Origin of the sequence: Clostridium mediterraneense, assembly GCF_900091705.1 — a bacterium.
Classification (GTDB): Bacteria; Bacillota; Clostridia; order Clostridiales; family Clostridiaceae; genus Sarcina; species Sarcina mediterraneense.
The window spans coordinates 2,315,990-2,340,272 of the sequence record NZ_LT594785.1 but is presented as its reverse complement, the minus strand read 5'-3'; the positions used below and the strand labels follow the sequence as shown (position 1 = coordinate 2,340,272).

At 28.4% G+C, this 24,283-nt stretch carries 23 protein-coding genes and 1 pseudogene; 20 read left to right on the top strand and 4 right to left on the bottom strand.

Translation table 11 applies throughout. The features are described 5' to 3' along the window. Positions 1 to 67: 67 nt before the first annotated feature. From rlmD to BN8917_RS12605, 10 genes are all read left to right on the top strand, one after another. The gene (gene rlmD, locus BN8917_RS12645) at positions 68 to 1,435 is read left to right on the top strand and encodes a 23S rRNA (uracil(1939)-C(5))-methyltransferase RlmD (RefSeq protein ID WP_066874918.1); all 1,368 of its coding nucleotides are present in this window, start codon (positions 68 to 70) and stop codon (positions 1,433 to 1,435) included. Positions 1,436 to 2,143: 708 nt separating this feature from the next. After that, complete coding sequence (locus BN8917_RS12640; RefSeq protein WP_066874913.1) at positions 2,144 to 4,033, top strand: collagen-like protein; 1,890 nt, start codon at positions 2,144 to 2,146, stop codon at positions 4,031 to 4,033. Positions 4,034 to 4,415: 382 nt separating this feature from the next. Further along, a complete protein-coding gene (locus BN8917_RS12635; RefSeq protein WP_235830012.1) occupies positions 4,416 to 5,714 on the top strand; it encodes a hypothetical protein in 1,299 nt (432 codons plus the stop codon). A gap of 120 nt (positions 5,715 to 5,834) precedes the next feature. Then, entirely contained in the window at positions 5,835 to 6,182 is a 348-nt protein-coding gene (locus BN8917_RS12630) for a hypothetical protein (RefSeq protein WP_066874911.1), read from the top strand. A gap of 178 nt (positions 6,183 to 6,360) precedes the next feature. Further along, a complete protein-coding gene (locus BN8917_RS14530) occupies positions 6,361 to 6,519 on the top strand; it encodes a hypothetical protein (RefSeq protein ID WP_187117198.1) in 159 nt (52 codons plus the stop codon). Between the two features lie 149 nt (positions 6,520 to 6,668). Beyond that, a complete protein-coding gene (locus tag BN8917_RS12625; RefSeq protein WP_066874909.1) occupies positions 6,669 to 7,346 on the top strand; it encodes a response regulator transcription factor in 678 nt (225 codons plus the stop codon). A 2-nt stretch (positions 7,347 to 7,348) separates the two neighbouring features. After that, positions 7,349 to 8,416 carry a sensor histidine kinase gene (locus BN8917_RS12620; RefSeq protein WP_235830011.1) on the top strand — a complete coding sequence of 356 codons (1,068 nt, stop codon included), beginning with the start codon at positions 7,349 to 7,351 and terminating at the stop codon, positions 8,414 to 8,416. A 253-nt stretch (positions 8,417 to 8,669) separates the two neighbouring features. After that, positions 8,670 to 9,365, top strand: a complete 696-nt coding sequence (locus BN8917_RS12615; RefSeq protein WP_066874906.1) for an ABC transporter ATP-binding protein — start codon at positions 8,670 to 8,672, stop codon at positions 9,363 to 9,365. Next, the gene (locus tag BN8917_RS12610; RefSeq protein WP_066874905.1) at positions 9,349 to 11,940 is read left to right on the top strand and encodes an ABC transporter permease; all 2,592 of its coding nucleotides are present in this window, start codon (positions 9,349 to 9,351) and stop codon (positions 11,938 to 11,940) included. Before BN8917_RS12615 ends, BN8917_RS12610 begins: the two co-directional genes overlap by 17 nt. A gap of 214 nt (positions 11,941 to 12,154) precedes the next feature. Further along, positions 12,155 to 12,790: an NAD(P)-dependent oxidoreductase gene (locus BN8917_RS12605; protein WP_066874904.1), complete on the top strand. Its 636-nt coding sequence runs from the start codon at positions 12,155 to 12,157 to the stop codon at positions 12,788 to 12,790. Between the two features lie 37 nt (positions 12,791 to 12,827). Here BN8917_RS12605 and BN8917_RS12600 read toward each other — a convergent pair whose 3' ends face one another. After that, positions 12,828 to 13,148 carry a winged helix-turn-helix transcriptional regulator gene (locus tag BN8917_RS12600; protein ID WP_341472961.1) on the bottom strand — a complete coding sequence of 107 codons (321 nt, stop codon included), beginning with the start codon at positions 13,146 to 13,148 and terminating at the stop codon, positions 12,828 to 12,830. A gap of 273 nt (positions 13,149 to 13,421) precedes the next feature. Here BN8917_RS12600 and BN8917_RS12595 point away from each other — a divergent pair, with 273 nt between their 5' ends. The 8 genes from BN8917_RS12595 to BN8917_RS12565 all read left to right on the top strand — a co-directional run bounded on the left by BN8917_RS12595 (position 13,422) and on the right by BN8917_RS12565 (position 20,113). Further along, positions 13,422 to 14,318, top strand: a complete 897-nt coding sequence (locus BN8917_RS12595; RefSeq protein WP_066874901.1) for an SIR2 family NAD-dependent protein deacylase — start codon at positions 13,422 to 13,424, stop codon at positions 14,316 to 14,318. After that, the gene (locus BN8917_RS12590; protein WP_066874899.1) at positions 14,311 to 15,120 is read left to right on the top strand and encodes a protein-ADP-ribose hydrolase; all 810 of its coding nucleotides are present in this window, start codon (positions 14,311 to 14,313) and stop codon (positions 15,118 to 15,120) included. Before BN8917_RS12595 ends, BN8917_RS12590 begins: the two co-directional genes overlap by 8 nt. A 144-nt stretch (positions 15,121 to 15,264) precedes the next feature. After that, entirely contained in the window at positions 15,265 to 15,816 is a 552-nt protein-coding gene (gene dhaS / locus BN8917_RS12585) for a dihydroxyacetone kinase transcriptional activator DhaS (protein WP_066874897.1), read from the top strand. A gap of 159 nt (positions 15,817 to 15,975) precedes the next feature. Further along, positions 15,976 to 17,568, top strand: a complete 1,593-nt coding sequence (locus BN8917_RS12580) for an oleate hydratase (protein ID WP_066874895.1) — start codon at positions 15,976 to 15,978, stop codon at positions 17,566 to 17,568. Between the two features lie 130 nt (positions 17,569 to 17,698). Then, entirely contained in the window at positions 17,699 to 17,851 is a 153-nt protein-coding gene (locus BN8917_RS14525) for a hypothetical protein (protein WP_187117197.1), read from the top strand. A gap of 95 nt (positions 17,852 to 17,946) precedes the next feature. Beyond that, positions 17,947 to 18,336: a zinc-ribbon domain-containing protein gene (locus BN8917_RS12575; RefSeq protein WP_066874893.1), complete on the top strand. Its 390-nt coding sequence runs from the start codon at positions 17,947 to 17,949 to the stop codon at positions 18,334 to 18,336. 97 nt (positions 18,337 to 18,433) lie between these two features. After that, positions 18,434 to 19,234 carry a Cof-type HAD-IIB family hydrolase gene (locus BN8917_RS12570; RefSeq protein ID WP_066874891.1) on the top strand — a complete coding sequence of 267 codons (801 nt, stop codon included), beginning with the start codon at positions 18,434 to 18,436 and terminating at the stop codon, positions 19,232 to 19,234. Positions 19,235 to 19,312: 78 nt separating this feature from the next. After that, positions 19,313 to 20,113: a hypothetical protein gene (locus BN8917_RS12565; protein WP_066874885.1), complete on the top strand. Its 801-nt coding sequence runs from the start codon at positions 19,313 to 19,315 to the stop codon at positions 20,111 to 20,113. A gap of 27 nt (positions 20,114 to 20,140) precedes the next feature. Here BN8917_RS12565 and BN8917_RS12560 read toward each other — a convergent pair whose 3' ends face one another. After that, positions 20,141 to 20,785, bottom strand: coding sequence for an N-acetylglucosaminidase (locus BN8917_RS12560; protein ID WP_066874889.1), 645 nt, complete (start codon positions 20,783 to 20,785; stop codon positions 20,141 to 20,143). Positions 20,786 to 20,977: 192 nt separating this feature from the next. Then, positions 20,978 to 21,148: pseudogene (locus BN8917_RS14845) on the bottom strand (SH3 domain-containing protein); the annotation flags it as partial. Positions 21,149 to 21,229: 81 nt separating this feature from the next. On the opposite strand from BN8917_RS14845, the gene BN8917_RS12555 reads away from it, so the two are divergent. After that, a complete protein-coding gene (locus BN8917_RS12555; RefSeq protein ID WP_423243687.1) occupies positions 21,230 to 21,517 on the top strand; it encodes an HAD hydrolase family protein in 288 nt (95 codons plus the stop codon). 78 nt (positions 21,518 to 21,595) lie between these two features. After that, positions 21,596 to 22,396 (top strand): hypothetical protein, encoded by an 801-nt coding sequence (locus tag BN8917_RS12550; protein ID WP_066874885.1) that lies wholly within the window; start codon positions 21,596 to 21,598, stop codon positions 22,394 to 22,396. A gap of 27 nt (positions 22,397 to 22,423) precedes the next feature. Here BN8917_RS12550 and BN8917_RS14435 read toward each other — a convergent pair. Continuing rightward, positions 22,424 to 24,283: SH3 domain-containing protein (locus BN8917_RS14435; protein WP_159426748.1), on the bottom strand; the 1,860-nt coding region annotated here is incomplete at its 5' end.

Below are 24,283 nucleotides of genomic sequence, written 5' to 3'. Positions count from 1 at the left end.
TGTTGTAAATAGGCTTTAGCTATGTTAAACTTTAGTGATTGAAATAAAAATGAGGGTGAGTTTGCTTATGGTAGAAAAAAATAAAGAATATATATTAGACATAATTTCACAAGGCTATGAAGGAGAAGGAGTCGCTAAGATAAATGATAATTTTCCTATTTTTATAGAAGGTGCCTTAAAAGGTGAAAAAGTAAGAGTTAAAATAGTAAAAGCAAAGAAAAAATTTGCTTATGGAAAATTAATTGAAGTAATTGAAAGAGCTGACAATAGGGAAGAAATAAAATGTACTCATAAAGCTTCTGGTGGATGTAAACTTCAACACTACTCATATAAATCACAACTTGATTTTAAATGGGAAAGAGTGAAGGATTGTATTCAAAAGATAGGAAAATTAGATTCAAGTATTGTTAAGGATCCTTTAGGGATGGAAGTACCAGAAAAGTATAGAAATAAGGTACAACTACCTATAGGTCTTAAGAATGGAGAACTTAGCATAGGATTCTTTGCTGCAAGAAGCCATGAGATTATGGATATGGAAAGTTGTATTATACAGGATGAAGTTGCTGATAAAGTTATATCACTTACTAGAGAATGGATAAAGAAGCATAAGATAAAGCCTTACAACATAGATGGAGAATATGATGAAACTGGTATCCTAAGACATATCATGGTTAGAAGAGGATTCAAGACTAATGAAGTCATGGTTGTCATAGTTACTAATGGTAGAGATCTTCCTTATAAAGATGAGTTTATTGAAATTATGAAAACTAATATTGCAGGTTTAAAAAGTATAATTCAAAATATAAACTCAGAAAAAACTAATGTTATATTAGGAAAAGAGTGTATTACTTTATGGGGAGAAGATACGATATCAGACTATATAGGAGAGTTCAAGTTTAATATATCTCCATTATCATTCTTCCAAGTTAATCCTGTTCAAACAGAAGTTTTATATAGTAAAGCTCTAGAATATGCTAAATTGACTGGAGAAGAAACTGTATTTGATGCTTACTGTGGAACAGGTACAATTACACTATTCTTATCTAAAATGGCAAAGAAGGTGTATGGAGTAGAAATAATACCACAGGCTATAGAAAATGCAAAAATAAATGCTAAGGAAAACAATATAGATAATGCAGAGTTCTTTGTTGGTGAATCAGAAGTAATAATACCTGAACTTATAAATAAAGGTATTAAGGCAGATGTTGTTATGGTTGACCCACCAAGAAAAGGCTGTGACATTAAGCTTTTAGATGCTATTAGTAATATAAATGCGAAAAGAATAGTATATGTTAGCTGTGATCCTAGCACACTTGCAAGAGACTTAAATATCCTAGAAGAAAAAGGATATAGAACTGTGGAAGTTCAACCTGTGGATATGTTTCCACATACTCCACATATCGAAAATGTAGCTAAGTTAGTTAAGAAAAATTAAGATAGAAGGTTTGAGAATAGATTATATATTCTCAAACCTTTATTTTATTTAATTTTATATATTACAAATAAGTTTTAAAGTATAAAGTCTTTAAAAGATTAAAGAAGTTTAATTTTTTTATAAATAAGATATATGGAATATATAAAGTAATTAAATAATGATTAAGATATTTAATTAAGGAATATTAAATAAACTATACCTTTGGTATTAAAATAGTTTTTTAATAAGAATAGATAGTTTAAATTTATATATAAATTATAAAGATAAAAGCTTATATAATATGCTCTCATATATTATATATACTTGTAGTAACTTATTTTTCAAAAATATTTATTTTAAAATGTATTAGCAGCAAATCTAATACATTTTTTTTTGAAATTACATATAATCAGCTATTTTATTTTTATAATATATAAGTTTTAGAATAGAAGTTATTTAGGTAGCATTTATATTATAGATAAATATAATATATTACAAGATTTTTGTCCTTTATTATATTGATAAAGTAATAATAAGTTTATGTAAAAAGATTATTTAAAAGTATTTTATTATATTAATTAATCATATATACAGGTATCTCATAGACAAATTTAATTAGATTTATTATAAAATTTTTGAAAAAATATATAAGAGTGGGTTATATAAATAATGAGAGTGAAATTTAAAAATTAGATATGGGAACTTTTAAAGCGTAAAAGGGGGAGTTAGATGAGTAATTTTATTTATGATCCCTATGAAAATAAATATATAGATAATGATTTTCAAAATAGGAGAAATAATTATTATGGTCAATGTTGCAGAGATTGTTATACTACTATAATAAAATATCCAACAGGTTATGTTGGGCCAACTGGGAACACTGGAGTAACTGGTGCAATAGGACCAACTGGATCTACTGGGAATACAGGAGTGACTGGAGCAACTGGTGTAACAGGACCGACCGGAAATACTGGAGTGACAGGAGCATCAGGGCCAACTGGAAATACGGGAGTAACAGGAGCAACTGGAGTGATAGGACCAACGGGAAATACCGGAGTAACAGGAGCAACTGGAAAAATAGGGCCAACCGGAAATACCGGAGTAACAGGAGCAACAGGACCAACGGGAAATACAGGAGTAACGGGAGCAATTGGAGAAATAGGGCCAACCGGAAATACTGGAGTGACAGGAGCAATTGGAGAAATAGGACCGACAGGAAATACAGGAGTGACAGGAGCAACTGGAGAAATAGGGCCGACAGGAAATACAGGAGTAACAGGACCGACTGGAGCAACAGGACCAACTGGAAATACAGGAGTGACAGGAGCAACTGGTGCAATAGGACCAACCGGAAATATAGGATTGACAGGAGTAACAGGGCCAACCGGAAATACTGGAGTGACAGGAGCAACTGGAGAAATAGGGCCGACAGGAAATATCGGAGTAACAGGACCGACTGGAGCAACAGGGCCAACCGGAAATACCGGCGTAGCAGGAAATACTGGAGAAATAGGGCCAACAGGAAATACTGGAGAAATAGGGCCAACAGGAAATACTGGAGTAACAGGACCGACCGGAAATACCGGAGTAACAGGACCGACTGGAAATACCGGAATGACAGGAGCAACTGGAGAAATAGGGCCGATAGGAAATACTGGAGTGACAGGAGCAACTGGAGAAATAGGGCCGACAGGAAATACCGGAGTGACAGGAGCAACTGGAGAAATAGGGCCGACAGGAAGTACAGGAGTAACAGGACCGACTGGAGCAACAGGACCAACAGGACCAACGGGAAATACAGGAGTAACAGGATCGACTGGAGCAACAGGGCCAACCGGAAATACTGGAGTGACAGGAGCAACTGGAGTGACAGGGCCAACGGGAAATACCGGAGTAACAGGACCAACGGGAAATACCGGAGTAACTGGAGAAATAGGGCCAACAGGAAATACCGGAGCAACAGGAGCAACAGGACCAACGGGAAATACAGGAGTAACGGGAGCAACTGGAGTGACAGGGCCAACCGGAAATACCGGAGCAACTGGAGCAACAGGACCAACTGGAAATACTGGAGTAACGGGAGCAACCGGAGAAATAGGGCCAACAGGAAATACCGGAGTAACAGGAGCAACAGGAAATACCGGAGTAACAGGAGCAACTGGAGTGACAGGGCCAACAGGAGCAACAGGTGTGTTTTCTGCTGCTTATGGAGGGGCTTATAGCAATACTTCAACAACTATAGGATTAGGAATTCTAACTGCTTCACAAGTTCCCTTACCAATTTATATGGCATCTTCTGGAGTAAATAATACACCAGCTAATAGTATTACTATTACACAATCGGGAGATTATTTAATTAATTATGTATTACTAAATATAACGCTAACATTAGCAGTAACTTTTACTTTTAGTATGAGGAGAAATGGTACTAATATTACATCAACAACAAGTACACGTACTCTTTCATTAGGGGCAGCTACATCTTTTACAGGAAGTACTATTGTTACTTTATCTGCTGGAGATGTTATAGATATGGCAATTTCATCATTATTAGCTGTTAGTGTAACTATACCTGCTGGATTAAATGCCTCTTTTACTGTTACTAAGCTTAGCCAATAATCTTAAAATGTATTTATGCATAGGTAGAAGATATGTTAAAAGGGGCATTATGCCCCTGCTTTTTAAAATATATTAGTAAATAATTATTTTAAAAATTTTATTTCAAAGATATTTACGGAGAGTAAATTTGATAAGTAAAAATTTAAGATACGAAGATTAATAATTTTTATAATTAAGAATAGAAAATAAGAAAAATATTAGAAGCTTTTATAGACTTTAATTAGATTTATTTGATATATAGTTTATTAGCACATAATGAATTTTAAAAATAGTATATTACATATAGAGTTATTAAGAATATTTTATAGTTATAAATTAAATTTTTATTATAAGTAATTTTATAAGAGGTGATTTTATTTATAATAAATTGGAAAAAAGAAATTTGGAATTATCAAGGAACACTAAAATAGAAACTATTATAGATAAAATTATTGGAATAGAAAATGTTAAATCTAAATATTGTGATTCTGGATATCAATGTATATCTGAATGTTTTGAGAATGGAAAGTTAAAGTATTTAAATTTAGATGGAACACCAGTAAAAATAGAGGTGCCAGCTGATAAGTTTGATTCAGCCATTGAGGCTATGGAGATTAGAATAAAGAACGGTGAGGTTCCAGGCGTTACAGATCCAAATGAGGCTAAGAACATTATAAGTAAAGGAAGTTTTACTTATGAGCAGGCCAAGAATATTTCTAAGTTTGGAACTATAGAGTCAATAAAATATGATGCTGTGACTGGAATTATTATTGCATCAGCTGCTATTGGAATAAGTACAGCTATATCTCTTGCAGTCTTAATAAGAGATGGTAAAGATTTTAATTCAGCATTAAAACATTCATTATATACAGGGGTTAAGGTAGCAGGCCCAACTTTTGTTACGGCTTTATTATCAAACCAATTATCTAGAGTTGGATTTAAAAGTATAGAATTTAGTACATCAGATATTATTGCCTCTATTATGGGACCTAAAGCTTCAGCTATGTTTGTTAATGCATTTAGAAATGGAACTAATATATATGGTGTTGCTGCAGTAAAAAGTGCTGCAAAAATGATTAGAGGAAATGTTATAACAGGGGCAGTATCAATTGGAGTTTTATCAAGTGTTGATATTATTAATATATTTAGAGGAAGAATATCAACTTCTCAATTATTTAAAAATGTAGCTAATACTACATCTACTATTGTTGGAGGAACTGCTGGTTGGATAGGTGGAGTTACAGCTGGAGCAGCTTTAGGATCAATTGTACCTATTGTGGGTACTGCTATTAGTGGAGTAGTTGGTGGTGTTGTTGGTTCATTTGTAGGTGGCGCTGTAGCTGGTGAAGTATCAGGTAAAATATTAAATGAATTTATAGAAGATGATGCTAATAAAATGATAAAAATTATAGAAGATGAACTTATAGAACTAGCAAATGATTATATACTTAATGAAACTGAGTTAATAAGAATAGTTAATAGATTTAAAAATGATTTAAAATTAAAAGTACTTAAAGATATGTTTTCAAGTTCAGATAGAAAAAAATTTGCTAGAGATTTACTAAATCCATATATTGAGTATGAGGTTAAGAATAGGGAAACGATTATTATACCAACAAGAAATAAGATATCTAAGGAATTACGTAATGTATTAGATAAATTATCTGATGAATTACTAGAAACATTAGTTAATAATGTGTAGTATAAATAAGAATCTCTTTAATTTTATAAGTTAAAGGGATTTTTATTTATATTAATTACAGTAACTGGTAAAATTAACTTAAGGATATTTTGTAAAATATTTTGAGGGGAGAAGAGATTTATGAGTAAAAAGAAGATTATTATATTAATATTTCCTTTAATATTAATGTTTATAATCAATGGATTTAGTTTCTTAGATATAGATGGAATTGCCTTGAAAGGAATAATCCTATTCTCATTAATAGTGATATATCCTTTAAGTTTTTTTATTCAAGGAATATTATGTGAGCTAAATAATATTGAAGTGCTATCAGCTTTAGTAATATCGTCATTGGGCTTTTTAGGAGTTACATTTATATTTCTTAATTCTAGTGCACTGGGATATCTAATTTTTTATTTGATTATAGAATTAATAGGATATTTTATAGTTAAAGGATATAGAAAATTAATTACTAAAAGAGAGATATAAGATTAAGGACTTAAAAGGATAATAATTAAGAAGAAAATTATAAGGAAGTTTAATATTTTTTATAATTTTCAAATTTTATATGGAAGTGGCTATTTTGTGTAATTTTGAATTTTGTATAGAAGTAGCTAAGAGTATAAAGATTTTATAGCTTGGGCAATCTAATATTGAGGTGATTGTTATGGCAAAAGCAGGAATGAGAAGACCTAGTCCTAAAGAACCACATGGTACAGAAAGTAATCATAAACCACATTTTCCTAAGAATGATGCAACTCCTGTACCAGAAATTCAAGGTAAGGCAAAACACGGAAAAGAAAAGGCTAATCCTATTCAATATTAAGATGTATTTAGAAATACCTATTCAATTAATTTGAATAGGTATTTTTTATTATTTTAAAAATTGTATGTAAGATATTTGAAATGAATTAAAGAGTATAGATATAATTAATATTAATAGAAGTATAAAATTTTAGAGTATAGGGGGATTTTATGCATACGATACTTGTTGTTGAAGATGATAAGATGTTGAATCAAGGAATTTCTTTTAATTTAGAAATGGATGGATTTAAAGTATTTTCAGTTTTTACTTTAAAAGATGCAAAGATTATTCTTGATACAGAAAAGATAGATATGATTTTATTAGATGTTAATTTACCTGATGGAAGTGGCTTCGAGTTTCTAAAAGCTATAAGAAAAGATTATTTAAATTCAGTTATATTTCTAACAGCTTGTGATATGGAACTTGATATAATAACAGGTTTAAGAATAGGAGCTGATGATTATATAACTAAGCCTTTTAGTCTTAATATATTAAGGGAAAGGATTTTAGCTGTTTTCAGAAGATATGGGAAGAATGGTGATTCAAATGTAATTAAGATTGGAGATTTTGAATTTAATTTTGATAAGATGTCAGTAGAAAAATGTGGACAAAGTATTATTTTAGCTCCAACAGAATATAAAATCTTAAAGAAATTAGTTAAGTGCAAAGGTGAAGTTTTAACAAGACAAGCTTTATTAGAAGAGATATGGGAAGGTGATGAGTATGTTGAGGAACATGCCCTAACTGTTAATATAAATAGACTTAGAAATAAGATAGAGGATAATCCATCAAAGCCAAAGTATATAAAAACTATCTATGGTATTGGATATTCTTGGGTAGGTGAATGATTTTGATTAGATTTAAATCATTTGTTTTTGAAAATATATATAAGATTTTTATTTTACTTTTAGTTTTGGTATCTATTATTTTTGCTGCAATTATTAGATTAAGCTTAAATAATATTATTAAAGTTGAACCTAGTTTATATAATGATGCTAATAGATTATTTATTATAATTAGTAGTTTTATTGGAGTTATAATTTTATTAGTTATTGGATTTGTATGCATTTTAAGGTTTAATATTTTATATTTTTCAAATAAGATGTGTAATATTATTGATAAGGTTATTAGTAAAGAGCAATTTATTGATTTTGATACTCATGGAGAGACAATGTTATCAAAGCTTGAACATAAGTTTAGACAGCTTGTTGAGATTATGAATAATGATAAAGAAGAGGCTTTAAGAGAAAAGGATAATATAAAGTCATTAATTTCAGATATATCTCATCAAATAAAGACACCTATAGCTAATTTATCTATGTATAATGATACTTTAATTGAAAGAGATTTAGATAAAAGTCAGCAAAAGATTTTTTTAGGTAATATGAGATTTCAAGTTTCAAAGTTGGAATGGTTAGTAGATTCTTTAATAAAGATGTCTAGATTAGAAAATAGTATAATTAAGTTAAATAAGAGCAGTGGAAAGTTAAATGAAACTATAGCAAATGCTTTAAGTGGAATTTATATAAAGGCTGAAAAGAAGAATATAAAATTAAGAGTGGATTGTCCTAGTTATATTACTTTACTGCATGATAAAAAGTGGACTAGTGAAGCTATATTTAATATTTTGGATAATAGTGTTAAATATAATAATGGAAATGGAGAAATAAAAATTTTAGTAGAAAGCTTTGAATTCTTTACTAAGATAGATATAAAAGATACTGGTATTGGGATAGATGAAAATGAAATAAATAATATATTTAAAAGATTTTATAGATCTAGAGAGCTTTCTGAAGTTGAAGGTGTAGGAATTGGACTTTATTTAAGTAATGAGATAATTACAAGACAAGGTGGTTATATTAAAGTAAGTTCAGAAAAGGGGAAAGGAACTACATTTTCTATATTTCTTAAGAATTAGATTGATAAGACTGGCTCTAAGGGGAATGAAATTTCTCTTAGAGTCAGTTCTTTTTTATTTAAATAGCATAATATTATATATTTTATTTATGCATAGAGAACAGTTATTTTTTAGATAAAATTATTTTTATAGTTAAATTAAATATAACAAGATTGTTATATTTATTGTTTGAAATATCTCATACTTGTGAGGATTTCCTATAATTGGAGATGTTATTATAATATCAAGAAGAAAAGTTAAGGGGCGAGGGAAAATGGTTATATTAAAAACTGAGAATTTAAATAAATATTATGGTAAAGATGAAAATTTAGTGAAAGCTTTAGATAAAGTTAATATTGAAATAAATAAAGGTGAGTTTGTTGCTATAGTGGGTACATCAGGTTCAGGGAAAAGTACATTACTTCATATGCTTGGGGGACTTGATAGAGCATCAGAGGGAAAAGTTATTGTAGATGGAAAAGATATATTTGCTATGAATGATGATAATTTAACTATTTTTAGAAGAAGAAATATAGGTTTTGTATTTCAAAGTTATAATTTAGTTCCTATATTAAATGTTTATGAGAATATAGTACTTCCAATAGAGTTTGATGGAAATAAGATTGATGAAAATTATGTTGATAGTATTATTGAAACTCTAGGATTAAGTGAAAAAATATATAATCTACCTAATGCTCTTTCTGGAGGACAGCAACAAAGAGTGGCAATTGCAAGGGCATTAGCTACTAAGCCTTCAATAATTTTAGCAGATGAACCAACAGGGAATTTAGATTCAAAAACTGAGCAAGAGGTTTTAGGATTACTTAAAGTTACTAGTAAGAAATTTAATCAAACAATAGTTATGATTACTCATAATGAGCAAATAGCTCAGATGGCAGACAGGATTATAAGAATTGAGGATGGAAAGATAGTTATAAGGGGGGAAGGAGTTTATGCTACAAAACAATAATCAAGAGATTATAAAAAGATTAAATAGAAGAATTTTAAAAGTGAATAAGATGAGAAATTTATTTGCAATATTAGGAATAGCATTAACTACCTTACTTATAACTACAACAGTAACTGCTGGGATTACATTTTATAATACTAATAAAGCTTATATGAATGTTAGTAGTGCTGGAGTTGATTCAGATGGATATATAAATATTACTGATGAAGGTTTAGAAAAATTAAAGTCTATTAGTAATGTTGATAAAATAGGAGTTGATCAATTAGCAAGTCTTGAACCTATTAAGAATGGCAAGTTATTAAATGAGCAAGTTTTTTTAGAAGCTCCAAATGATAAAATTACTTATGATATGATGGCTGTTATTCCTATAGAGGGTGATTATCCTAAAACTTCAGATGAGGTCTTAGTTCCAACATGGGTATTAGATTTATTAGGTGTAGATAAAAAAATTGGTGAGAATATTAAGCTTGATGTAATGATTGATGGAAGTGTGAAAACTCTTGATTTAAAGCTTTGTGGTTATTATGAGTCATTAGTTACAAGAGGTAGTGGACGAACAAGAATATTTGTATCTAAAGATTTTATATCAAAATATAATAGTGGAATTACTAATGTTAAAGGGACTAAGACTGCTTTTATTACTCTTAAAAATATTAAAAGTAATTATAGTTTTGATGAAGTTAATGATCAATTTAAAAAAGTAGCTGATGAAATAGGTTCTTCACAATTTAAGGTACATCCAAAGTATGAAAATGAAAAAGTTTCGTTTGTAAATAGTGATGTAATAAAACAAGGAGTAGCTATTGGGTTTGCTGTACTTTTAGTTATAATTACAGGATATTTAATAATATATAATATTTTTTATATATCAGTTACAAGAGATATTAAGTTTTATGGGCTTTTAAAAACTATAGGAACAACTTCTAAGCAGCTTAAAAAGATAATAATAAGACAAGCTTTAACTTTATCAATTATAGCAATTCCCATAGGTCTTATTTTAGGGTATTTAGTTGCTAGTTTTATAATTCCGATGGCGTTATCATTTACTATATTCGCAAATATAGTTGTTGTTTCTAAAAGTATATATATTTTTGTATTATCAATTATTTTTTCTCTTATAACTGTATTTATAAGTTGCAGTAAGCCAGGGAAAATAGCTGGAAAGGTTTCTCCTATTGAAGCTGTAAAATTTGTTTCTTGTGACTTGGGAAATTCTAAGAAGAAAATTAAAAAGGGAGCGAGTGGTGCTAAAATTAATAGAATGGCTTGGAGTAATATTGTGAAGAGTAAAAAGAAAGTTATATTATCCATATTTTCAATTTCATTTAGTGCAGTAATAGTTATATTTACTATAAATGCTTCTATGGGAATAGATCCAGAGAAGCATGCAAATAATCAAATGAATGCAGATGTATCAATAAATAACAATATAGGTCACTTTTGGGGAGAGAAAGAATATAAGCCTATAAGCAAAGAGTTGGTAGATAAGATAAAAGATCTAGATGTAGTAGATAACGTTAAGAGTAATCATAGTGCTGTTGTTCCTGAAAAAGATGGTAAAGTTTATGATTTTGGAGTTGACCTCCTATTAAGAGGAAAGCTTAAGGATGAGTTTGAAATAGGGGAAAGTAAAGGAAATAATAATATTAGATATAGTAAAATATCACCAGCAGAAAATCTTATAAAAACAGAACTTGCTGCTTTAAATAGTGATAGTTTAGATAAAGATATGGAAAAATTAAAAGTTATTGATGGAAAAATAGATAAAGAAGAGTTTAAAAAGGGTAATTATATAATATTTTATGCTAGTTCAGGAAGTACAAATGTATTAAAAGCAGGAGATGATATAGAGTTAAGATTTAATTCAATTGATAAAGATGGGAAAGTTAAAGAAATTAAAAAAGACTTTAAAGTTATGGCTATTGTTACAAATAAATTAGATAAAGCAGTGAATACAAATCTAGAAGCATTAAATATTGAAGAGGAGCAGTTTAAAAGTTTATTCCCAGATTATAAAAATTATATAAAGAGTTTAGATATTGATTTAAAAGATAATATTAATCTTAAGGATGCTGATAAAAAAATAGAAAAAATTATTAATGAGTCAGGAAAGGATACATTAGGTATGACTTCTAAGAATTTTTATATAGAAGGTCTTAAAGAAATAAAAGTAGTATTTATGATTATTGGAATTGTTATTTCCTCTATACTTGGAGTGATTGGTGTTATTAATGTTATTAATACAATGCTTACATCAATATTCTCAAGAAGAATAGAATTTGCTATGCTTGAATCAATAGGGATGACTAAGAAACAGCTTAAAAAGATGATATTATTTGAAGGAATATATTATATATTAATTTCAGCATTAGTTATTATTCCACTAGGATTTTTAGCTGTATATATTGCACCTATGATGTTACCTATCTATAGTGGAGTCAATTATTTAATATATTTAATATCAGTTTTAGTAGTGATTTTAATAATAGCAGTAATCATGCTTATTACACCTTTATTAGGATATAAATTTTCAGGAAAAGAAAGTCTTGTTGAAAGACTTAAAATAATAGAATAATTTTAGAAAAAGCTTAGTAAAAACTTAGGTAAGTTTTTACTAAGCTTTAAATTTTTTATATTAATTTAGAGCTAATAGTATCCTGTGGGGAACCATAGCACTTTAAAGTGCCTACTTTACCCAATTAAAGTTTAGAATTATGATTTATTTGTAAGCAGAAATATTAATTAGCAAAATAAATTTATAAATAAAAGTAATTTGGAGGTATAAGATTATGACAAAGAAAATTGCAGTAATTGGGGCAAATGGAAAAGCAGGAAGCTTATTAGTTGAGGAAGCATTAGGCAGAGGATATGATGTAACAGCTATAGTTAGAAGTGAGGCAAAAAATAAAAAAGTAAATGTATTAAAGAAAGATTTATTTGATTTAACTTATAATGATTTAAAAAATTTTGATGTTGTAATTGATGCATTTGGAGCGTGGGGGGATGAAGTTTTAAAACATAAGATATCATTAAGACATTTATCTGATATTCTTAAAGGACATGAAGAGATTCGTCTTTTAGTAGTTGGGGGAGCAGGTAGTTTATATGTTGATCTTGAAAATAAAGTTAGATTGATGGATACAGAAGATTTTCCAGAGATATTTAAATCAGTAGCTACAGCTATGGGAGAAGCATTTGATGAACTTAAGGAAACAAAGGAAGTGAATTGGACTTATTTAAGTCCTGCTGCAAATTTTGTTGCTGAGGGAATCCGTACTGGAAAATATAAATTAGGTAAGGAAGAGCTTATAGTAAATTCTAAAGGTGAAAGTGAAATCAGTTATGCAGATTATGCAATTGCATTAATTGATGAAATAGAAAATGCTAATTTTATAAAAGCTAGATTTACAGTTGTAGCAGAATAATAAGTTTATTAAAGAAATTATTATAGAGTAATATAATCTATAATAATTTCTTTTTATATTCATTACCCCATATCATCATAGAATCTAAAATAGGTTTTAAGCTATAACCTGTTTCTGTAAGGGTATATTCTACTTTAGGTGGAACTTCTGGATAAACTTTTCTTGTAAGTAAACCTGATTCTTCCATTGAGCGTAAATTAGCAGTTAAAACTTTTTGAGTTATTCCATTTAAAGATTTTTTTAGTTCACTAAAACGTTTTGTTCCTGTCATTAAGTCACGTAAGATTAATACTTTCCATTTATCTCCTATTAATTGTAATGTCATTTCAACAGGACAATCAGGGATTTCTTTTTTCATAAGCATTCTCCTTTTAATTAAGAAATTTTATTAATTATACTATGTAAATATTATAGTATATAAAGTAATTTAAAACAAAAGTTTTATTTTAGGATATCTATAGTATCTATTTGGAAACTATAGCACCTAAAAGTGCTTACTTTACTATAAAGTATATAGATTTTAAAATATTTTTAAGTGATGAAGTAGATTTTGCTAAGGATAAAAATTTTTAGATTATAAGATTTCTATAAATATATATTTTAGAGTTAGAACAAAAGGTAGGTGTTTATAATGGCAATAAATGATTTAATAAATACAAAGAAAAACTATAAAGAGGAAATAAATGAGGTAGTTAAGCTTATAAATAATGCTGGTGCAATAGTAATAGGAATTGGGGCGGGTATGTCAGCTTCAGGAGGGATAAATTATATGGATCCTGAACTTGTGAAAAAGTGGTTTCCTGAATATTATAATTTAGGATTTAAAGGTTTATTTGAAATAGTATCTGCATATTGGAATATATCTGATGAAAATATATTAGCTTATTGGGGGTATTGGGCTAGACATATTAACAATATTCGTTATAAGTCAGAAATATTAGAGCCATATAAAAATCTTATGGAGATTATGAAGGATAAGAATTATTTTATTTGTACTACTAATGCTGATGGACAAGTTCAGAGAGTAGGTTTTGATAAAGAGCGTATTTTTGCTCCACAAGGTAATTATGACTCATTTCAATGCTCAATTCCATGTAGATGGGATGAGATTTATCCAAATAAAGAAATGATAGAAAATATGGTAGCAAGTATTGATAAAAATTATAAAATTGATTCAGAATTAATACCTAGATGTGCACACTGTGGAAATTATCTGATACCTAATCTTAGATGTGATAGTAAATTTGTAGAAAAGCCACATTTTCATAATGTAGATATGTATGAGAAGTTTATAAATGAAAATTCAGATAAAAATATACTATTTTTAGAGCTTGGAGTAGGATTTAATACACCAGGAATTATACGTTATCCATTTGAAAGATTAACAAATGCTTATCCAAATGCAAAACTTATAAGAATAAATAAGGGAAATGCAGAGGTAGAAGAAGTTATAGATAAATCTATTTCAATAGATGAAGATATAAATTTTGTTTTAAATGATATTCTTGGAGGAATGAATAATGAGTAAAATAGATGATTTAGATTTTTTAATATCTGAATTATGTAGTGAAAAAGAAGAATATAAAAATTTACTTATACCAGAAGATAAAGATGGAAAGAGAGCATTACTTAGATCATTGATGAATGTTAGAGAAGCAAGAAAAGTGAGTAAAGAATTTTTAGAGGTTCAGGATAGATTTTTAAAAGAAGAAAGTATTAAAAAAGGTATTGTGAAGCTTGAAGAGATTCAAACAATAAAAGATAAATTTCCTAAAAATGGTTTAAAATATTCAGATAAGATTTCTTTATGGCAAGGTGATATTACAAGATTAGAAGTTGATGCTATTGTAAATGCAGCAAATAGTCAAATGTTAGGTTGCTTTGTACCTTGTCATAGATGTATTGATAATGCAATACATTCAGCAGCTGGAGTGGAGTTAAGGAGAGAATGTTTTGAGATAATGAAAAAGCAAGGACATGAAGAAGAAATAGGGAAGGCTAAATTAACATCTGCTTATAATTTACCTTCTAAATATGTTTTACATACAGTTGGTCCTATTGTAAGTTATGAATTAACAGATAAGCTAAGAAAAAATTTAGAATCTTGCTATAAATCATGTCTTAGACTTGCAGTAGAAAATAATATAAGATCAATAGCATTTTGTTGTATCTCTACTGGTGAGTTTCATTTTCCAAATGATGAGGCAGCAAAAATTGCTTTAGATATTATTCTGAAGTTTTTAGAAAATAATAGTGATTCAATAGATAGAATTATTATAAATGTATTTAAAGATGAAGATTATGATATTTATAAAAATCTAATAATTTAGATATAATTAAGATTAAATTAGAAAAATTGTCCATAAATTATTTGTATAGTATACTTTTCTTATAAAAATATTTAATTAAAGTTTTATATAGAGGGCTTAGATTTTAAGAATTTTAGATTTATAAGGTAAGGGGAGTATTTAGAGATGTCATTAATAACTAAAAAGGCAATTGCAAATTCACTAAAGAAGTTAATGAATACAGTTCCACTTGATAAGATAACTGTAAAGAATATAGTTTTGGATTGTGGTGTAAATAGACAAACTTTCTATTATCATTTTCAAGATATATATGATTTATTAGGTTGGATATATAAAACAGAAGTAGTTAGTAGTATATCTAGTTATAGTACTTATGATGGATGGCAGAAAGCTTTTCTAGATATTTTTGAATATGTTAGAGAGAATAAGAAGTTTTGTATGAATACTTTAAATTCAATGGGGAGAGATCATTTAGAAGATTTTTTATATGCTCAATCTTTTTCACTTTTAATGAATGTTATTAATGAGATTTCAGCTAATATAGATGTTCCGAATGAGAGAAAAGAGTTTATAGCAAATTTTTATAGTTTTGCATTTATAGGAGTTTTAATATCTTGGATGAAAAATGATATGAAAGAAGATCCAGAGCTTATAATTAGTAATATTGATAAATTAATAAGTGGAGATATAAGAAAAGCTATAGTTATAACAAGTTAAAATATAGACAAAAAAAGTGATATGTATAAAGTTTATACATATCACTTTTTTTGTCTATATCAGGTAAATTTCTTTGGTAGTATCCTAAATACATAGAGAATAACTTGTTTAATTAATAAAGATAATATTTAGAAGTTAATTTATGTGGAGGGGATTATTATGAATAATAAGTATGAAAATAGACATGCGTATTTTGTTGGGGGAGGACTTGGCTCATTAGCTGGAGCAGTATATTTGATTAGAGACTGTGGTTTTAAAGGTGAAAATATTCATATTATAGAAGGAATGAATATTTTAGGTGGAAGTAATGATGGAGCTGGAAATACAGCTGATGGATATATAATTCGTGGTGGAAGAATGCTTAATGAAGAAACATATGAAAATCTATGGGACTTACTATCAACAATACCATCATTAGAAAAGGAAGGAATGACAGTTTGTGATGAAATATTTGCTTTTGACCATGCTCATCCAACTCATGCTAATGCAAGACTTATAGATAAAGATGGTAAGGTTTTAGATGTAATGTCTATGGGATTTGATAATGCTGACCGTATGGCTTTAGGAAAATTAATGATTACTCCTGAAGAAAAATTAGATAATTTAAGAATTTGTGATTGGTTTGGGGCAACACCACATTTCTTTGAGACAAATTTCTGGTATATGTGGCAAACAACTTTTGCTTTCCAAAAGTGGTCAAGTCTTTTTGAATTTAAGAGATATATGGAAAGAATGATATTTGAATTTTCACGTATTCAAACTTTAGAAGGGGTTACTAGAACAACTTATAATCAATATGAGTCAATAATACTTCCAATAAAAGCTTATTTAGATAAATATAATGTTGATTTTTCATTAAACTATACTGTTACTGATTTAGAGTTTAAAGATGATGATTTAATAACAGTAACAGGAATTCATTATATTCAAGATGGAAAAGAAAGTGTTTTACATTTAAATGAAGGTGATATTTGTATAGTTACTAATGGATGCATGACTGATAATGCAACACTTGGATCAATGAATAAAGCTCCAGAAATGAAAGTTGAAAATCCAATATCTGCTGTTTTATGGAGTAATATTGCTAGTAAAAAAGAAGGGCTTGGAAATCCTAAACCATTCTTCGGTAATCCAGATGAAACTAACTGGGAATCATTCACTGTAACTTGCAAAGGAAATAAAATTTTAAAGAGAATAGAACAATTTTCTCGTAATGTACCAGGAAGTGGAGCTTTAATGACATTTAAAGATTCAAGTTGGCTTATGTCTATAGTAGTTGCAGCTCAACCTCACTTTAAAAATCAACCAGATGATGTGACAGTATTTTGGGGATATGGATTATATACAGATAAAGTAGGGGATTATGTTAAAAAGCCAATGAAAGAATGTACTGGTGAAGAAATATTAAAAGAGCTTTTATATCATCTACATTTTGAAGATGAATTAGAAGAACTTATGGGAACAGTAATAAATGTTATTCCTTGTATGATGCCATATATAGTTTCTCAATTCCAACCAAGAGCTATGAAAGATAGACCTAAAGTAGTTCCAGAAGGCTCAACAAATCTTGGGCTAGTATCTCAATATGTAGAAATACCTGAAGATATGGTATTTACAGAGGAATTTTCAGTTCGTGCTGCTAGAATGGCTGTTTATACATTGCTTGGTCTTGAAAGAAAGGTAGCTCCTGTAACACAATATAAGTATGATGTAAGAATTCTTTTAAAAGCTTTAAATACATCTTTTAGATAATATAAAAAAAGAAAGATTTACAGTAAATCTTTCTTTTTTTAATTATTAAATAAATTCTAAGAGGTGACAAAAACAATGATATAATTATTATGTAGATTTATAAAATTATTATGCAGGATTGGAGCCTACAATGAATAAGAATATTGAAATGATGAAAAAAATTATTGAAGAGAAAAAGAAAAAAGGTATGAACACAAAAGGAAATCTAAAAGCACAAAAAACTATAGGTTCAGCTTCTAAGGGAGTAAAAGTAGGAAATGGTGCTGGATTATTTGATAAGTAATACTAATTTTAAGCTCTAGATTTTAATATCTAGAGCTTTTTACTGGTATAATATACTTATAAAACTAATAAATAAAAATTACTTTGGAGGAAGATATGTTTTTTATAGGTATATTTGGAATAGAAACAAAAGAGAAATTAATAAAAATTTTAGAGGGAATAAACTGTAAGCATTGTACATCAAATAGAAGAGGAAAGTTGATAAAGATATATACCTTCTTTCATTTTTTCTTTATACCTATTTTTAAGTGGAATGAAAAGTATTATATAACTTGTGAGAATTGTAATGCAGTATATGAAATTCCAAAAGAAAAGGGAAAAGCTATGGAAAAGGGTGAAAAAGTTGAAATAGTTAATTCAGACATAGTTGATTTAAATGCTAAATATAGTAAGTATAGAGCGATGAATGTTTGTCCAAATTGCAAAAAAGTATTAGATAAGAATTATAAATATTGCCCTCATTGTGGAGAAAAAATTAGTGATTAATAGTATACAAGTATTGAAGTTAGTAGTTCTAAGATAAGTGAACTACTATTTTTTATGCTATAATATAGGTAGTAATATTTATGACGGGGTGAGGAACATGGATAAGATAAAAGGAATAGTATTTTTTGATGTTGATGGAACATTAATAGATTGTAGAAAAGGAATTGAAGCTCCAAGTGATAAAACAAAGGAAGCTATAAATAGATTAAAAGAAAATGGATATTTAACAGTAATGGCAACTGGAAGACCTATGAGTTTTCTTAATGAAAAACTTTTAAGTTTAGATCTAGATGGATATATAACATCAAATGGTACATATATAGAATTAAATAATGAAGCTGTACTTGATGATTCAATAGATAAAGAAAGAATGAGTGAACTAATAGATTATTTCAATGAAAGAGAAATAGAGTATCTTTTAGAAGGACAAGCTAAAAGTTATATAAGTAGCTTTGAAACTGAAGGAAATAAACAAGTTTTTAGTGGTTTTAGTTTACCTTTAGAAAATATAACAGATAAATGGTCAAAAGATGAGATTTCAGTAAGTAAGATTGTTGTGGTAAATAACAACGAAGAAATTTTCAATGAAATGATGAAAAATTATGGTGAAGAATTTGTATTTATGCAACATCCAGGTCAAATTTCATATGATATGTATAGAAAAGGACGTACTAAAGCTTATGGAATTCAACATCTTATAGATAAGCTAGGAATTGATAAAGAAAATACTTATGCTTTTGGTGATGGAGAAAATGATATAGAAATGTTTGAACTTGTTGCTCACGGAATAGCAATGGGAGATAGTCATGAAAAACTTTTAGAGCATGCATATGATACAACTGATACAGTTGCTAATGAAGGAATATACAATGCTTTAGTAAAGTTAAATATGATTTAAACATAAAAAGTACTTAACATAATTATCACAAAATCAACTTTACCTGAATATAATAATATTAAAAAAGGTAAAGAAAGTATGTTTGGAGATAAAAGTAGAAAGAATAATTTATTAAAGATTATAATCTTAGTTATTTTAACAACTGTTTTTTATTTGATTTATTATATTATTTTTGGGGAGATTCATTATATTATTACCTCTATAGCTATGTCTATTGCTAGTATTCCTTTAAATATATTGTTTACTAGTTTTATAATAAATTATATTGTTGATATAAAAGATAAGATAAAAAAAGATAAGGAAGTAGATATTCTTACAGGTCTTTTTTTTAATGAGATTGGTATAGAAATGCTAGATATCTTTACTAATCGAGATGAGTGTATAGAGGATATAAGGAAAAAAGCTTTAATTAAAAAGGATTGGGCTATTAATAAATATGAAGAATTATATGAGATTTTTAAGGATTATGAGAGTTGCATAAATGTAGATAGGAATGATTTAAGGCAACTTAAAATAATTTTAGATAAAAAAAGTAGTTTTATATTAGATTTATTATTTAATCCTGCATTAGATGATAAAGAAGATTTTACTGATCTTATAGTTCAAGTTCTTCATGTTAGAGATGAGATTAATCATAGGTTTATAGGGGATAAACTAGAAGATTATGAAAAAATCTATATAGAAAGTGATATAAATAGGTTGTATAAATTATTATGTCAGAGATGGGTAAATTATATGCTTTATCTTAAAAGGTATTATCCTCAAGCATTTATTAAGTCTTTGGTTAATTCACCTTTTGATAATAGAAACAAAAAAGAAAAAGATAGAGAATTTTTATCAGAAGATTGCTTTGTATGTTATAAAGAGCTACCTCATTAGAGGTAGCTCTTTCTTTAATTATTTAATTTAGCTTTGGAAAACGGGTACGTCATAAGTGAATTTATCGCCTGAGTCATATAGATCCATGTTTTGTTCCATTAAATTAGCTATTTCATTAGCATATGCATAGTTTGTTGCATATTGATGCCATAAGCTGTTTATAACAGGAGAATATCTTAGCTTATAAACAGTATTTTGATTGTAGTAACTATTATGGATATATCCATTAGATACGAATTGAGCAGCCCCAGCTATAGCATTTGGAACTGAAGTCCAACCATGATTATAAGCATAAGTTGTTCCAAGTATTAAAGCTCTATTTGGGAAAACAGATGAATTATCATATGCTCCTATACCAAATAAGTTATAAACTGTTACTGGGTGAGGAAGCTTCTTCATTTGATAACCAACTAATTGACCATTAGAGTTATAAATTGGTTCACTAGGTATAGCTATTTCTGAAATAGTAACACCTGAAGCAAGTCTACTTGTACCATAACCTGTTTCTAGTATACTTTGGTTAACAAAATATACTGGGTCTATATTATATTCTTGACATGCATCAATAAATGCTTGTCCTTGTCCTGTGAGAACTCCACAACCTTCAAGAAGCTCATTAAGTTTATTAAGATGCACGGCTCTAAATTGATCTATTCTTAAGAATTCAAACATATTAGAGATTGATTTTGGATTTATGGCATTCTCAAATTGTTGAGCTGAGAATAAAGGCCATGCTTGTTCTTGTAAGTTAACATATTGTTGTAAAGAAATAGGATAATTTGTTGTTATTTCATTTGAATTTGGAGTAGGGAATCTAGATGAAATATTTGAAGAATTTCCGTTGTATTGTACATCTAAATAATATCCATCAACATAACCTATTTGACCATTAACTTCAACTTTATACCAGTATCCTTCTTTAGCAATAACATTAATTTTACTATTTTCATTTAAAGTAGAAATTATATTAGAGTTAACAGTAGGTTCTTGTCTAAGATGAAGGAAAGTAGTATTAACTAAACTTCCAGTACCTATGATGCTAACTGTATTATTGTTATTTTGTTGTGAATTACTTGAGTTATTATTTGAATTATTACTTGAGCCATTTGGAGTAACTTGAAGATAATAACCGTAAACATAACCAACTTGTCCATTAACTTCAACTTTGTACCATTCGCCATCTTTAGCAAGAACAGTAATCNTATAGATAAGCTAGGAATTGATAAAGAAAATACTTATGCTTTTGGTGATGGAGAAAATGATATAGAAATGTTTGAACTTGTTGCTCACGGAATAGCAATGGGAGATAGTCATGAAAAACTTTTAGAGCATGCATATGATACAACTGATACAGTTGCTAATGAAGGAATATACAATGCTTTAGTAAAGTTAAATATGATTTAAACATAAAAAGTACTTAACATAATTATCACAAAATCAACTTTACCTGAATATAATAATATTAAAAAAGGTAAAGAAAGTATGTTTGGAGATAAAAGTAGAAAGAATAATTTATTAAAGATTATAATCTTAGTTATTTTAACAACTGTTTTTTATTTGATTTATTATATTATTTTTGGGGAGATTCATTATATTATTACCTCTATAGCTATGTCTATTGCTAGTATTCCTTTAAATATATTGTTTACTAGTTTTATAATAAATTATATTGTTGATATAAAAGATAAGATAAAAAAAGATAAGGAAGTAGATATTCTTACAGGTCTTTTTTTTAATGAGATTGGTATAGAAATGCTAGATATCTTTACTAATCGAGATGAGTGTATAGAGGATATAAGGAAAAAAGCTTTAATTAAAAAGGATTGGGCTATTAATAAATATGAAGAATTATATGAGATTTTTAAGGATTATGAGAGTTGCATAAATGTAGATAGGAATGATTTAAGGCAACTTAAAATAATTTTAGATAAAAAAAGTAGTTTTATATTAGATTTATTATTTAATCCTGCATTAGATGATAAAGAAGATTTTACTGATCTTATAGTTCAAGTTCTTCATGTTAGAGATGAGATTAATCATAGGTTTATAGGGGATAAACTAGAAGATTATGAAAAAATCTATATAGAAAGTGATATAAATAGGTTGTATAAATTATTATGTCAGAGATGGGTAAATTATATGCTTTATCTTAAAAGGTATTATCCTCAAGCATTTATTAAGTCTTTGGTTAATTCACCTTTTGATAATAGAAACAAAAAAGAAAAAGATAGAGAATTTTTATCAGAAGATTGCTTTGTATGTTATAAAGAGCTACCTCATTAGAGGTAGCTCTTTCTTTAATTATTTAATTTAGCTTTGGAAAACGGGTACGTCATAAGTGAATTTATCGCCTGAGTCATATAGATCCATGTTTTGTTCCATTAAATTAGCTATTTCATTAGCATATGCATAGTTTGTTGCATATTGATGCCATAAGCTGTTTATAACAGGAGAATATCTTAGCTTATAAACAGTATTTTGATTGTAGTAACTATTATGGATATATCCATTAGATACGAATTGAGCAGCCCCAGCTATAGCATTTGGAACTGAAGTCCAACCATGATTATAAGCATAAGTTGTTCCAAGTATTAAAGCTCTATTTGGGAAAACAGATGAATTATCATATGCTCCTATACCAAATAAGTTATAAACTGTTACTGGGTGAGGAAGCTTCTTCATTTGATAACCAACTAATTGACCATTAGAGTTATAAATTGGTTCACTAGGTATAGCTATTTCTGAAATAGTAACACCTGAAGCAAGTCTACTTGTACCATAACCTGTTTCTAGTATACTTTGGTTAACAAAATATACTGGGTCTATATTATATTCTTGACATGCATCAATAAATGCTTGTCCTTGTCCTGTGAGAACTCCACAACCTTCAAGAAGCTCATTAAGTTTATTAAGATGCACGGCTCTAAATTGATCTATTCTTAAGAATTCAAACATATTAGAGATTGATTTTGGATTTATGGCATTCTCAAATTGTTGAGCTGAGAATAAAGGCCATGCTTGTTCTTGTAAGTTAACATATTGTTGTAAAGAAATAGGATAATTTGTTGTTATTTCATTTGAATTTGGAGTAGGGAATCTAGATGAAATATTTGAAGAATTTCCGTTGTATTGTACATCTAAATAATATCCATCAACATAACCTATTTGACCATTAACTTCAACTTTATACCAGTATCCTTCTTTAGCAATAACATTAATTTTACTATTTTCATTTAAAGTAGAAATTATATTAGAGTTAACAGTAGGTTCTTGTCTAAGATGAAGGAAAGTAGTATTAACTAAACTTCCAGTACCTATGATGCTAACTGTATTATTGTTATTTTGTTGTGAATTACTTGAGTTATTATTTGAATTATTACTTGAGCCATTTGGAGTAACTTGAAGATAATAACCGTAAACATAACCAACTTGTCCATTAACTTCAACTTTGTACCATTCGCCATCTTTAGCAAGAACAGTAATCTTACTATTTTCATTTAAAGTTGAAATAATTGGTGAATCAATAGAAGCTTGTTGTCTAAAGTGAAGGAAAGTAGTATTAACAAGAGAACCAGTACCTATTCCTTGAACATTAGAGCTGCTATTGTTTGATTGTGAACTATTTGAGTTATTATTTGAATTGTTACTTGAGCCATTTGGAGTAACTTGAAGATAATAACCGTAAACATAACCAACTTGTCCATTAACTTCAACTTTGTACCATTCACCATCTTTAGCAAGAACAGTAATTTGACTGTTTTCATTTAAAGTTGAAATAATTGGTGAATCAATAGAAGCTTGTTGTCTAAAGTGAAGGAAAGTAGTATTAACAAGAGAACCAGTACCTATTCCTTGAGCATTAGAGCTGCTATTGTTTGATTGTGAACCGTTTGAACTATTTGAGTTATTATTTGAATTGTTACTTGGGTTATTTGGAGTAACTTGAAGATAATAACCGTAAACATAACCAACTTGTCCATTAACTTCAACTTTGTACCATTCGCCATCTTTAGCAAGAACAGTAATTTTACTATTTTCATTTAAAGTTGAAATAATTGGTGAATCAATAGAAGCTTGTTGTCTAAAGTGAAGGAAAGTAGTATTAACAAGAGAACCAGTACCTATTCCTTGAACATTAGAGCTGCTATTGTTTGATTGTGAACCATTTGA